Annotated in this window: 12 protein-coding genes; 9 read left to right on the forward strand and 3 right to left on the reverse strand. The window is 72.1% G+C overall.

Annotated features, from left to right (window positions below; genetic code table 11):
• Positions 1-243 precede the first annotated feature (243 nt).
• The 4 genes from AB0E14_RS37565 to AB0E14_RS37580 all read left to right on the forward strand — a co-directional run bounded on the left by AB0E14_RS37565 (position 244) and on the right by AB0E14_RS37580 (position 4007).
• Positions 244-786, forward strand: coding sequence for a hypothetical protein (locus AB0E14_RS37565; RefSeq protein ID WP_362429308.1), 543 nt, complete (start codon positions 244-246; stop codon positions 784-786).
• Positions 787-918: 132 nt separating this feature from the next.
• Positions 919-2076, forward strand: coding sequence for an acyl-CoA dehydrogenase family protein (locus AB0E14_RS37570; RefSeq protein ID WP_362429311.1), 1158 nt, complete (start codon positions 919-921; stop codon positions 2074-2076).
• Complete coding sequence (gene tesB, locus AB0E14_RS37575; protein WP_362429314.1) at positions 2077-2937, forward strand: acyl-CoA thioesterase II; 861 nt, start codon at positions 2077-2079, stop codon at positions 2935-2937.
• 23 nt (positions 2938-2960) lie between these two features.
• On the forward strand, positions 2961-4007 hold the full coding sequence (locus AB0E14_RS37580) for a cation diffusion facilitator family transporter (RefSeq protein ID WP_362429317.1): 1047 nt from the start codon (positions 2961-2963) through the stop codon (positions 4005-4007).
• Here the strand turns inward: AB0E14_RS37580 and AB0E14_RS37585 are convergent.
• Both AB0E14_RS37585 and AB0E14_RS37590 read right to left on the reverse strand, forming a co-directional pair.
• Positions 3977-4756 (reverse strand): phosphatase, encoded by a 780-nt coding sequence (locus AB0E14_RS37585; RefSeq protein ID WP_362429320.1) that lies wholly within the window; start codon positions 4754-4756, stop codon positions 3977-3979. The two genes, AB0E14_RS37580 and AB0E14_RS37585, sit on opposite strands and share 31 nt — an antisense overlap.
• A gap of 84 nt (positions 4757-4840) precedes the next feature.
• On the reverse strand, positions 4841-5428 hold the full coding sequence (locus AB0E14_RS37590; RefSeq protein WP_362429323.1) for a TetR/AcrR family transcriptional regulator: 588 nt from the start codon (positions 5426-5428) through the stop codon (positions 4841-4843).
• Between the two features lie 87 nt (positions 5429-5515).
• Between AB0E14_RS37590 and AB0E14_RS37595 the strand changes: the two genes are divergently transcribed.
• The 4 genes from AB0E14_RS37595 to AB0E14_RS37610 are packed head-to-tail and all read left to right on the forward strand — an operon-like array spanning position 5516 to position 11248.
• Complete coding sequence (locus AB0E14_RS37595; protein WP_362429326.1) at positions 5516-7123, forward strand: carboxyl transferase domain-containing protein; 1608 nt, start codon at positions 5516-5518, stop codon at positions 7121-7123.
• 38 nt (positions 7124-7161) lie between these two features.
• Positions 7162-9144 (forward strand): acetyl/propionyl/methylcrotonyl-CoA carboxylase subunit alpha, encoded by a 1983-nt coding sequence (locus AB0E14_RS37600; RefSeq protein ID WP_362429340.1) that lies wholly within the window; start codon positions 7162-7164, stop codon positions 9142-9144.
• A complete protein-coding gene (locus AB0E14_RS37605) occupies positions 9141-10076 on the forward strand; it encodes a hydroxymethylglutaryl-CoA lyase (RefSeq protein WP_362429329.1) in 936 nt (311 codons plus the stop codon). Before AB0E14_RS37600 ends, AB0E14_RS37605 begins: the two co-directional genes overlap by 4 nt.
• Before the next feature lie 8 nt (positions 10077-10084).
• Positions 10085-11248 (forward strand): acyl-CoA dehydrogenase family protein, encoded by a 1164-nt coding sequence (locus AB0E14_RS37610; protein ID WP_362429331.1) that lies wholly within the window; start codon positions 10085-10087, stop codon positions 11246-11248.
• 142 nt (positions 11249-11390) lie between these two features.
• On the opposite strand, the gene AB0E14_RS37615 is transcribed toward AB0E14_RS37610, so the two are convergent.
• Entirely contained in the window at positions 11391-11969 is a 579-nt protein-coding gene (locus tag AB0E14_RS37615) for a TetR/AcrR family transcriptional regulator (protein WP_362429334.1), read from the reverse strand.
• A gap of 91 nt (positions 11970-12060) precedes the next feature.
• Here AB0E14_RS37615 and AB0E14_RS37620 point away from each other — a divergent pair, with 91 nt between their 5' ends.
• Positions 12061-12507 (forward strand): DUF1772 domain-containing protein, encoded by a 447-nt coding sequence (locus AB0E14_RS37620; RefSeq protein ID WP_362429337.1) that lies wholly within the window; start codon positions 12061-12063, stop codon positions 12505-12507.
• Positions 12508-12820: the final 313 nt, after the last annotated feature.

Raw genomic sequence — 12820 nt, forward strand, 5'->3', positions numbered from 1 at the left:
GAGTAGAGCAGTGACCGTACCCGTGCCACCGACGACCGCGACCACGCCCGTAGGCCGTATCTGGCCCCGACCCCTACGCCGAGCACGCCGACCACGACTCCGCCCCCGACCACTCCGCCGACTCCGCCCCCGACCCCCACGCCCCCTCCCCCCTCCCCTCCCCCCTTCACCTGGACCGTCGCCTCGCACGTCTGGCAGGACGGGTGCGGCCACACCTACCTCGTCGACCGCGCCCCCGACCGCGTGCCCCCGCCGCCCGCGGCGCAGGACGCGGCGCCCTGGGCCCGCGCGCAGGAGGCCGTGCACGGCGAGGACACGCTCGTGCGGCTCTCCGTGCAGGGCCGGTCCGCCACGGAGGCGGTCGTGCTCCAGGCCCTGCACGTGCGGGTGGTCGGCCGCGCGGAGGCCCTGGGCCGGCCCGCGTACCGGATGGACAACGGGTGCGGCGGAGCCCTCACCCCCCGCCTCTTCGACGTGAACCTCGATCTCCCCCGCCCCGTCGCCCGCGCCGTGGCGGGTTACGACGCCTCGGGGAGCACGGGCCGGACGATTCCCGCCGTCGCCCTCCCGTACGCGGTCACCGCCGCCACCCCCGAGGAGTTCCTGGTGAACGCCCGCACGGCCGGTTGCGACTGCCGCTGGTACCTGGAGCTGGAGTGGAGCGGCGGCGGCCGGACGGGCACGGTCCGGATCGACGACGGCGGACGGCCGTTCCGGACGAGCGGGGTCCGGGGGCCCGTGTACGCGTACGACACCCTCAGCCGTGGCTGGATCCCGTCCTCCTGATCCACCGGACGGGACGGACGTGATGTGGACAACCATGCGTCCCCAGCCCTGGACAGCGGCCAGAACCGATGGGTAACTTGACTGAGCAAGCGCTTAGCCATAATGGGCCCGCACATCCGGAGGAGTCGTACCGTGCGCCGTACCGTATTCAACGAGGACCACGAGGCGTTCCGGGAGACCATCCGCGCCTTCATCGAGGCCGAGGTCGTCCCCGTCTACGACGAGTGGTTCGCCGCGGGCCAGGCGCCGCGCGAGTTCTACGACAAGCTCGGCGAGCTGGGCATCTTCGGCATCAACGTGCCCGAGGAGTTCGGCGGCGCGGGCCTGGACACCCACAAGTTCGAGGCCGTCCTCTACGAGGAGACCTCGCGCGCGGGCGTCCAGTTCGGCGGCTCCGGCGTGCACGTGCTGCTCGCCCTGCCCTACATCAAGATGCTCTCCACCGACGAGCAGAAGAAGCGCTACCTCCCGAAGTTCGTCTCCGGCGAGGAGATGTGGGCCCTCGCGATGACCGAGCCGGGCACCGGCTCCGACGTCGCGGGCATGAAGACCACCGCCAAGCTCTCCGAGGACGGCACGCACTACGTCCTCAACGGGGCGAAGACCTTCATCACCGGTGGCGTCCACGCCGACCGCGTGATCGTCTGCGCCCGTACCTCCGCCCCGTCGGCCGAGGACCGCCGCTTCGGCATCTCCCTCTTCGCCGTGGACACCAAGTCCGAGGGCTACTCCATCGGCCGCAAGCTGGACAAGCTCGGCCTGCGCACCTCCGACACCGCCGAGCTGGCGTTCGTCGACGTGAAGGTGCCCGTCGAGGACCTCATGGGCGAGGAGGGCAAGGGCTTCTACTACCTCGGCCACAACCTGGCCTCCGAGCGCTGGGGCATCGCCTTCGGCGCCTACGCCCAGGCCAAGGCCGCCGTCCGGTTCGCCCAGCAGTACGTCACGGACCGCACGGTCTTCGGCAAGCCGGTCGCGCACTTCCAGAACACCAAGTTCGAGCTGGCCGCCTGCCAGGCCGAGGTGGACGCGGCCGAGGCCGTCGCCGACCGCGCCCTGGAGGCCCTGGACGCGGGCGAGCTGACCCCGGCCGAGGCCGCGAGCGCCAAGCTCTTCTGCACCGAGGTCGCGCACCGCGTGATCGACCGCTGCCTCCAGCTGCACGGCGGCTACGGCTACATGAACGAGTACCCGATCGCGCGCCTGTACGCCGACAACCGCGTCAACCGCATCTACGGCGGCACCAGCGAGATCATGAAGACGATCATCGCGAAGTCGATGGGCCTGTAAGTGCCCGAGGCTCTCGACTCTCTGCTCGATCTGCTCGACCTGGAGCAGATCGAGCAGAACCTCTTCCGGGGACAGTCCCGTTCCGCCGTCGTCCCCCGCGTCTTCGGCGGCCAGGTGGCCGCCCAGGCGCTGGTCGCGGCGGGCCGGACCGTCCCGGAGAATCGTCACGCCCACTCCCTGCACGCGTACTTCCTGCGCGCCGGGGACCCGGGCGCGCCGATCGTGTACACCGTGGACCGCATCCGCGACGGCCGGTCCTTCACCACCCGCCGGGTGGTCGCCGTCCAGCACGGGCGGCCGATCTTCCACCTCTCCGCGTCGTTCCAGACGTACGAGGAGGGGCTTGAGCACCAGTACGACATGCCGGCCGCGCCGGACCCGGAGTCCCTGCCGACGGCCGCCGAGATGCTGCCCCGGCACCTCCCGGCGGACGTCGCCGCCCGCCTCGTCGAGGCGCGGGCGGCGGTGGACCTGCGGTACGCCGACACCCCGCCGTGGGGGTCCGTCGGGGAGCCGCGCGAGCCGCGCTCGCAGGTCTGGTTCCGTACGAACGGCAAGCTGGCGGACGACCCGCTGCTCCATGTCTGCCTGGCGACGTACGTCTCCGACATGACGCTGCTCGACTCGGTGCTGCTCGCCCACGGGCGCGGCGGCTGGGCGGTCGGGGACGTCGTCGGGGCCTCGCTGGACCACGCGATGTGGTTCCACCGGCCGTTCCGGGCCGACGAATGGCTGCTGTACGACCAGGAGTCGCCGTCCGCCTCCGGCGGGCGCGGGCTCGGCCAGGCCCGGATCTACACCCAGGACGGGCAGCTCGCGATCTCCGTCATCCAGGAGGGTGTCGTTCGCGTCCCGCGCTGACGACCGGACATACCGTCCGATTCATGGCGGAGAACGACTCGCGGAACGACTCGAAGAAGGACACCGGGAGCAGCCCGGGCGGCAGCCCGGGCAACGGTGAGAGCACCTTCACCGTGATCGTGGCGGCGGTGGCGAACCTCGGGATCGCCGCCGCCAAGGCCATCGCGGGCGTCATCAGCGGATCGAGCGCGATGCTCTCCGAGGCGGCCCACTCGGTCGCCGACACCGTCACCGAGGTCATGCTGCTCACCGCGCTGAAGCGGAGCGAGAAGCCGGCCGACGAGGACCATCCGCTCGGCTACGCGCAGGAACGCTACGTCTGGGCGATGCTGGCCGCCGTCGCCACCTTCGTCGGCGGCGCGGTCTTCTCCGTCTACGACGGCATCCACACCCTCACCCACGGCGAGGAGCTCGGCGACCCGCTCGTCTCGTACATCGTGCTCGCCGTCGCCTTCGTCCTGGAGAGCTTCTCCCTGCGGACCGCGATCCGTCAGGTGTCGGGCGAGGCGGAGCGGATGAAGGCGCCCTTCGGCCGCTATCTGCGGCTCACCCCCGACACCACCGTCAAGGCGGTGGTGATGGAGGACTCGGCGGCCCTGTGCGGGCTGATGCTGGCGGCGGGCGGGCTGCTCGGCGTGGAGATCACCGGCGACAGCGTCTGGGACGGCGTCGCCTCGATCCTCATCGGCGCGCTGCTCGTGTACGTGGCCTGGGTGCTCGGCCGCTCGAACGCGGAGCTGCTGATCGGCCGCCCGGTGCCGAAGCGGATGCGGGCGGAGATCCGCGAGGAGCTGCTCTCGGTCCCGCACATCATCGACGTCCTGGACCTGACGACGCTGATCCAGGGACCGGACGAGGTCATGATCGCGGCGAAGGTCGACTTCCGTGACGTGTCGTCGGCCGAGCAGATCGAATGGGCCTGCGAGGAGGCCGAGGAGCAGCTGCGGGAACGCTTTCCGGCCGTCCGCCGGGTGTACCTGGATCCGACACCCGGCCTGGAACAGCGTCAGGGCGGCCGACCGGACCGGAACGGGCCAGGTCAGAGCAGGCCGGACGCGTCGAGCAGGTAGGCGGTGAGCGGCTCGTAGTACCGGGGGTCGATGACGTGGTCGTCCAGCGGGATCGTGACCTGCATCGTGCCCTCGGCCTCTCCGATGAAGAGGGCGGGGTCGTTGCAGTCGGCGTAGCCGACGGAGTCGATGCCGCGCTGACCGGCGCGGCCGGCCCAGCCGTGGTCGGCGACGACGAGGTCGGGCCGGGGCTCGCCCAGCGCCTCCAGGCCGTCCAGGATCGCGTTCATCGGTTCCGGCGAATGGGTGTGCCAGAGGGTCGCGCCGCGCTCGAAGACGGCCACGTCGGCGAACTGCACGACGTACCCCTCGTCGGCGGTGAGCCCGCCGGGGATCCGCACGATGTCGCAGCCCTGGGCCCGCAGCGCGGCGGCGACGCGGCTGTGGGCGTCGATCAGCGCGCCCGGGTGGCCGGTCGCGAAGAGCACCCGCTGCTTGCCCGCGGCGGCCTTGCGCAGCCGGGCGGCGGCCCGGTCGAGGGCGTCGACGGTCAGCTCGGGGTCGATGGTGTCCTGGCCGGTGCGGTGGGCGGGGTCGTCGTTCACCCCGCAGCGCTCGGCCATCACCGCGAGCACGTCCTGCTCGTCGGCCCAGCGGTCGCCGAGCTCCAGACCGAGCCAGTAGTGCCGGTCGCCGTTGGCGAGCTTGCGGTAGTGGGACAGGTTGTTGTCGCGCGGGGTGGCGACGTCACCGGCGATCCGGGTCCGTACGAGGTGCTCGATCAGGGCGGGGCGACTGAGTATCGGCATGGTGCACATTCTGCCGGGCCGCCGGGCGGGCGTCCGCCCGGTTTCACCTCCTGGACCCCTGTACGAGGCGCCCGTTGCGCGCGCCTACGCGCGCGCCAGCGCGCCGAAGGCCCCGTGCGCGAGGCGGCGGAGCAGCTCCTCCATCGACTCGCGGCCGAGGGCGGCGAGGTGCGGGGTCGAGTTCAGCAGCCCGAAGACGGCGTGGACGGCGGCCCGCGCCTCGCCCTCGGAGGCCGCCGGGTACAGCTCCCTCACGACCGCCACCCACAGCTCGACGTACTGCCGCTGGAGCTGGCGCACCCGCTTGCGGTCCTCGTCCTTGAGCCGGTCCAGCTCCCGGTCGTGCAGGGTGATCAGCGGCCGGTCGTCGAGCGCGAAGTCGATGTGTCCGTCGATGAGCGCGCCGAGCAGCGCCCTCGGGTCACCGGCGGCGTCGCCGACCCGGAGCCGGCCGCCGTCCAGGAGGCGCTCGCTGATGCCGACGAGCAGCTCCGCGAGCATCGCGTCCTTGCCCGGGAAGTGGCGGTAGAGCCCGGGGCCGCTGATGCCGACCGCGGCTCCTATCTCGTCGACGCCCACGCCGTGGAAGCCGCGCTCGGCGAAGAGGCGAGCGGCCTCCTTGAGGATCTGCTCGCGTCGCGTGGGGGCGTCGGTCCTGGCGGTGGTGGTCATGAAGACGATTCTAGACAACCGGGTTAGCGCTCGTTAACCTGAAGGACATACGTTAACGCTCATTAACCGAGCAAGGGAGCTCGAGGGATGCAGCAGGCACCTGTGCTGACGAGCGCGGCGGATCCCGCGTCCGCGGCCTGGCAGGCCAACGAGGCGGCGCACGAGGAGCTGACCGCGACGCTCCGCGCCAAGCTCGCCGAGGTCGCGCTGGGCGGCGGTGAGAAGGCCCGCGCACGGCACACCGCGCGCGGCAAGCTGCTGCCGCGGGACCGGGTGGACACCCTCCTGGACCCGGGCTCCCCGTTCCTGGAGCTGGCCCCGCTCGCGGCGAACGGGATGTACGGCGACGCGGCCCCGGCGGCCGGGGTCATCGCGGGCATCGGCCGGGTCTCGGGCCGGGAGTGCGTGATCGTCGCCAACGACGCGACCGTCAAGGGCGGCACGTACTACCCGATGACGGTGAAGAAGCACCTGCGGGCCCAGGAGGTGGCGCTGGAGAATCGTCTCCCCTGCCTCTACCTGGTCGACTCGGGCGGCGCGTTCCTGCCGATGCAGGACGAGGTCTTCCCCGACCGCGAGCACTTCGGCCGGATCTTCTACAACCAGGCCCGTATGTCCGGCGCCGGCATCCCGCAGATCGCCGCCGTCCTCGGCTCCTGCACGGCCGGTGGCGCGTACGTCCCGGCGATGAGCGACGAGGCCGTGATCGTGCGGAACCAGGGCACGATCTTCCTGGGCGGACCGCCGCTGGTGAAGGCGGCGACCGGCGAGGTCGTCACGGCGGAGGAGCTCGGCGGCGGCGAGGTGCACTCCCGTACGTCCGGGGTCACCGACCACCTCGCCGAGGACGACGCGCACGCCCTGCGGATCGTCAGGAACATCGTCGCCACCCTGCCCGCTCGGGGCGCGCTGCCCTGGTCGGTCGAGCCGGTCGAGGAGCCGAAGGTCGACCCGGCGGGGCTCTACGGCGCGGTGCCGGTGGACTCCCGTACCCCGTACGACGTCCGCGAGGTCATCGCACGGATCGTGGACGCCTCCCGCTTCCAGGAGTTCAAGGCCGAGTACGGGCAGACGCTGATCACCGGCTTCGCCCGGATCCACGGCCACCCGGTCGGGATCGTCGCCAACAACGGCATCCTGTTCGCCGAGTCCGCCCAGAAGGGCGCGCACTTCATCGAGCTGTGCGACCAGCGCGGCATCCCGCTGCTCTTCCTGCAGAACATCACCGGCTTCATGGTCGGCAAGGCGTATGAGCACGGTGGTATCGCCAAGCACGGCGCGAAGATGGTCACGGCGGTGGCCACCACGCGCGTGCCGAAGCTGACCGTGGTCGTCGGCGGCTCGTACGGCGCGGGCAACTACTCGATGTGCGGCCGGGCGTACTCCCCGCGCTTCCTTTGGATGTGGCCCAACGCCAAGATCTCGGTCATGGGCGGCGAGCAGGCGGCGTCCGTCCTCGCGACCGTCAAGCGGGACCAGCTCGGCGACGAGTGGAGCGCGGAGGACGAGGAGGCCTTCAAGGCCCCGATCCGCGCGCAGTACGAGACCCAGGGCAGCGCCTACTACGCCTCGGCGCGGCTCTGGGACGACGGGGTCATCGACCCGATGGAGACCCGCCAGGTGGTGGGCCTCGCCCTGACGGCCTGTGCCAACGCGCCCCTGGGTGACCCCCAGTTCGGCGTCTTCCGGATGTGAGGGGACCACAGAAGATGGCTCAGGAGATGCCGCAGAGGATGTTCGACACGGTCCTCGTCGCCAACCGCGGCGAGATCGCGGTCCGCGTCATCCGCACGCTGCGCGCGCTCGGCGTCCGCTCGGTCGCCGTGTACAGCGACGCGGACGCGGAGGCCCGGCACGTCCGGGAGGCGGACACGGCCGTACGGATCGGCCCGCCGCCGGCCTCGGAGTCGTACCTGTCGATCCCGGCGCTGCTCGACGCGGCGCGGCGGACCGGCGCGCAGGCGGTCCACCCCGGCTACGGCTTCCTCGCGGAGAACGCGGGCTTCGCGCAGGCCTGCGCGGACGCGGGCCTGGTCTTCATCGGCCCGTCGGCGTCCGCGATCTCGCTGATGGGCGACAAGATCCGGGCCAAGGACACGGTCAGGGCGGCCGGCGTCCCGGTGGTCCCGGGTGCGGCGGACCCCGACCTGGCGTCGGCGGCGCGGGAGCTGGGCGCGCCCGTGCTCCTGAAGCCCTCGGCGGGCGGTGGCGGCAAGGGCATGCGCCTGGTGCGCGACCTGTCGGTGCTCGACGACGAGATCGCGGCGGCGCGCCGCGAGGCCCGCTCGTCCTTCGGGGACGACACGCTGCTCGTGGAGCGGTGGATCGACCGCCCGCGCCACATCGAGATCCAGGTCCTCGCCGACGCGCACGGGAACGTGGTCCACCTCGGCGAGCGCGAGTGCTCGCTGCAGCGGCGCCACCAGAAGATCATCGAGGAGGCCCCGAGCATCCTGCTGACCCCCGAACTCCGCGCGGAGATGGGCGAGTCGGCGGTCGAGGCGGCCCGCTCGTGCGGGTATGTCGGCGCGGGCACGGTGGAGTTCATCGTGCCGGGCGGCGACCCGTCCTCGTACTACTTCATGGAGATGAACACCCGGCTCCAGGTGGAGCACCCGGTGACCGAGCTGATCACGGGCCTGGACCTGGTGGAGTGGCAGCTGCGGGTGGCGGCGGGCGAGCCGCTCGCCTTCGGCCAGTCCGACATCCGCCTGGACGGCTGGGCGATCGAGGCCCGGATCTGCGCGGAGGACCCCTCGCGCGGCTTCCTGCCCTCGGGCGGCACGGTCCTCTCCCTGCGGGAGCCGCAGGGGGACCGGGTGCGCACGGACTCGGGCCTGAGCGAGGGCACGGAGGTCGGCAGCCTGTACGACCCGATGCTGTCGAAGGTCATCGTGCACGCCCCGGACCGCCCGACGGCCCTCCGCCGCCTGCGCGCGGCCCTCGCGGACACGGTCACCCTGGGCGTGCAGACGAACGCGGGGTTCCTCCGCCGCCTGCTCGCCCACCCGGACGTCATGACCGGCGACCTGGACACCGGCCTGGTGGAGCGGGACGCGGAGAGCCTGATCGACGCGTCCGTACCGCCGGAGGTGTACGCGGCGGCGGCGCTGGCACGCCAGTACCCGCCGGCGACGGCCCCGGCGGGCGCCTGGACGGACCCCTTCGACGCCCCCTCCGGCTGGCGGCTCGGCGGCCGGCCGTCCTGGACCCCGCACCACTTCCGGGTCCCCGGCCACGACCCGGTGACGGTCCGCGTGCGCGGTACGGCGGCCGGCGCCGAGGTGCTGCTCGGCGACGCACCGGCCTCGCCCGGAGCGGCCGAGGTCTCCGCCGACCGGGTGACCGTCCACCTCGACGGGGTCATGCACCACTTCCGTCTCGCCCGCTCCCCCGAAGGCCGCTGGCTCGGCCGGGACGGGGACTCCTGGCACGTCCTGGACCACGACCCGGTCGCCGCCGCCCTCACCGGCGCCCGGCACGGCGGCGCCGACACGCTCGCCGCGCCCATGCCGGGCACGGTCACCGTCGTGAAGGTCGCCGTCGGGGACGAGGTCGAGGCCGGGCAGAGCCTGCTCGTGGTCGAGGCGATGAAGATGGAGCACGTCATCTCCGCCCCGCACGCCGGCACCGTCACCGAGCTGGACGTCACCCCCGGCTCCACCGTCGCCATGGACCAGATCCTCGCCGTGGTGACCCCCAGGGAGGAATCATGACCGAGGGCCTGCCCATGCGCGTGCCCGCGTCCGGGCTGCCGGCCCGGGTCCGGATCCACGAGGTCGGGCCGCGCGACGGGCTCCAGAACGAGAAGTCGGTCGTGCCGACCGAGGTGAAGGCCGAGTTCGTCCGCCGGCTGGCCGCCGCCGGGCTCTCCACGGTAGAGGCGACCAGCTTCGTGCACCCCAAGTGGGTGCCCCAACTGGCCGACGCCGAGGCGCTGTTCCCGCAGCTCCAGGGCGTGCCCGCGCGGCTTCCCGTCCTCGTGCCCAACGAGCGCGGACTCGACCGCGCCCTCGCCCTCGGGGCGCGGGACGTCGCCGTCTTCGCCTCCGCCACCGAGTCCTTCGCGAAGGCCAATCTCAACCGGACCGTCGACGAGGCGCTCGCCATGTTCGAGCCCGTCGTCACCCGGGCCATAGAGCACGGCCTCCGCGTCCGCGGCTACCTCTCGATGTGCTTCGGCGACCCCTGGGAGGGGGCCGTCCCGGTCGAGCAGGTCGTCCGCGTCACCAAGGCCCTCGCCGAGATGGGATGCGACGAGTTGAGCCTCGGCGACACCATCGGGGTCGCCACCCCGGGGCACGTCACCGAGCTGCTCCGGCGTCTGAACGACGCCGGTGTGCCGACCCGCCGCCTCGCCGTGCACTTCCACGACACCTACGGCCAGGCCCTGTCCAACACGCTCGCCGCTCTCCAGCACGGCGTGACCACCGTCGACGCCTCCGCGGGCGGCCTCGGCGGCTGCCCGTACGCCAAGAGCGCCACGGGCAACCTCGCCACCGAGGACCTCGTGTGGATGCTCGACGGCCTCGGCATCGAGACCGGTGTCGATCTGACCGCCCTCACCGCCACCAGCGTGTGGATGGCGGAGCAACTGGGCCGACCGAGCCCGTCCCGTACCGTCCGCGCCCTCTCCCACAAGGAGTGACCTCAGCCATGTCCCTCGACCACCGGCTCTCCGAAGAGCACGAGGAACTCCGCCGCACCGTGGAGGAGTTCGCGCACGACGTCGTCGCGCCGAAGATCGGCGACTACTACGAGCGCCACGAGTTCCCGTACGAGATCGTCCGCGAGATGGGCCGGATGGGCCTGTTCGGCCTGCCGTTCCCGGAGGAGTACGGCGGCATGGGCGGTGACTACCTCGCCCTCGGCATCGCCCTCGAGGAGCTCGCCCGCGTCGACTCCTCCGTCGCCATCACCCTGGAGGCGGGTGTCTCGCTCGGCGCGATGCCGGTCTACCGCTTCGGCACGGAGGAGCAGAAGCGGGAGTGGCTGCCGCGGATGTGCTCCGGCGAGATCCTGGGCGCGTTCGGCCTGACCGAGCCCGGCGCGGGCAGCGACGCGGGCGGCACGCGCACCACCGCCGTCCGCGACGGCGACGACTGGGTCATCAACGGCTCGAAGTGCTTCATCACCAACTCCGGTACGGACATCACGGGCCTGGTCACGGTCACCGCCGTCACCGGCCGCAAGCCCGACGGCCGCCCGCTGATCTCCTCGATCATCGTCCCGTCCGGCACCCCGGGCTTCACGGTCGCCGCGCCCTACTCCAAGGTCGGCTGGAACGCCTCGGACACCCGCGAGCTGTCCTTCGACGACGTCCGCGTCCCGGTCGGGAACCTGCTGGGCGAGGAGGGCCGTGGCTACGCGCAGTTCCTGCGCATCCTCGACGAGGGCCGGATCGCCATCTCGGCGCTCGCGACCGGTCTCGCGCAGGGCTGTGTGGACGAGTCCGTGAAGTACGCGAAGGAACGTCACGCCTTCGGCCGCCCGATCGGCGACAACCAGGCCATCCAGTTCAAGATCGCGGACATGGAGATGCGGGCCCACATGGCCCGGATCGGCTGGCGCGACGCGGCCTCGCGGCTGGTGCTCGGCGAGCCGTTCAAGAAGGAGGCGGCGCTCGCGAAGCTGTACTCCTCCACGGTCGCGGTCGACAACGCCCGCGAGGCCACCCAGATCCACGGCGGCTACGGCTTCATGAACGAGTACCCGGTGGCCCGGATGTGGCGCGACTCCAAGATCCTGGAGATCGGCGAGGGCACGAGCGAGGTCCAGCGCATGCTGATCGCCCGCGAGTTGGGCCTGTCGGCCGCCTGACGGCTGTCGCCCCGCGCGAGGACGCCCGTCACCCCGGCCGGGGTGACGGGCGTCGCCCGTGGGCCAGGTGGGCGGGTCGGGCCCTCGGTACGGCGAACTCCGCACAGCCGCACGCGGGCGGCCGCCCTGTCGGGACGGCGCGTCAGAGCACCGCGAGCCGGTCCACCAGCAGCTCCGTCCTCCGCGCGGCGTCCGCCGGGGGCAGGCGTCCCGCCCGGGTCAGGGTCGCCAGACCGTGCAGTGCCGCCCAGAACACCTCGGTGAACATCCCCGGGTGGACGCCGTCCCCGGCGACCTCCGCGAGGCTCTCCAGAAGCGCGGCGAAGGCGTCCTTCAGCGGCTCCGGGGTGTCCTCCCGCGCGAACGCCAGGCCGCCGTCGAGCTGGAACATGGCGTCGTAGACCGCCGGGTTGCGCTCGGCGAAGTCGAGGTAGGCGCGGGCCAGGGCGGTGACCCGGGCGCGAGGGCCGTCCGCGGCGGAGGTCGCGGCCCGGAGCGCCACGGCCATCTCGGCGGCACCCTGGAGGGCGACGGCGCCGATGATCTCGCGCTTGCCGCGGAAGTGGCTGTAGAGGACGGGCTGGCTGTATTCGATGCGCTCGGCCAGCCGCCGGGTGGTCACCGCGTCCCAGCCCTGGCTCTCGGCGAGTTCGCGGGCCGTCGCCACGATGAGCCGCTCGCGGTCCGCCCGTTCGCGTTGCTTCCGTTCCTGTACCGACATGACTCGATCCTAGCACCGCTAGACAATCGAGCGGCAGCAGAGCTAGCGTTGCCTCACCAGCTAGCGGCGCTAGATTCCAGGAGGGGTCACCATGCTCGAAACACTCGAGGTCGTCACCACCGTGGTCGTCGGTCTGATGGTGGGGGTGGAGTTCTCCGTCGCCTTCGTCATCAACCCGATCCTCAACGCCCTTCCGGAGGACAGCGGCATGCTCGGCCGCGCCCACGGGGGCCGGATGCTGGGCGCCGTGATGCCGGTCTGGTACATCACCTCGCTCGTCCTCGTCGCGATCCTGGCCGTCGCCGGATGGCACCACGAAGGGGCGGGACTCCTCGTCACCGCCGGCGCGCTGCTGATGGTCAGCGTGATCATGTCGGTCCTGCTGCTCGTCCCGATCAACAACCGGGGCAAGACGTGGACCCCCGACAACCGGCCCGAGGACTGGAAGGAGCAGAAGAACCGCTGGGACCGCTACCACTACGTCCGGGTCGGCGTCATCGTCGCCGCCTTCGCCTTCCTGGCCGCCGCCCTGACCTGACACCGCGAACGACACCGCGGACCCGCACCGCAGACCGGCACCGCGGAGCCGCGGTCAGGCTCTCCGCCGCGCCGGGGCCGAGAGGTTCCGGCGCACCCGGACGCAACCGGGGCCTACCGGGCGGAACTTCACCTTCGGGGCGGCCAAGCCCCGCGCAGGGTGCCGCATATGCCACCGACATGTGACGCGCATCCCAGCCCCAACTCGCCCCCACCCCTCCAGATCAACGTGAGGTTAGGCTAACCTACCTTCGACTTACCCCAGGCCGACCGCCGTCCCCGGCACGTACCGAAAGCGACTCCGCCATGCCCAG

It is taken from the genome of Streptomyces sp. NPDC047981 (assembly GCF_040653315.1).
Taxonomy (GTDB): domain Bacteria; phylum Actinomycetota; class Actinomycetes; order Streptomycetales; family Streptomycetaceae; genus Streptomyces.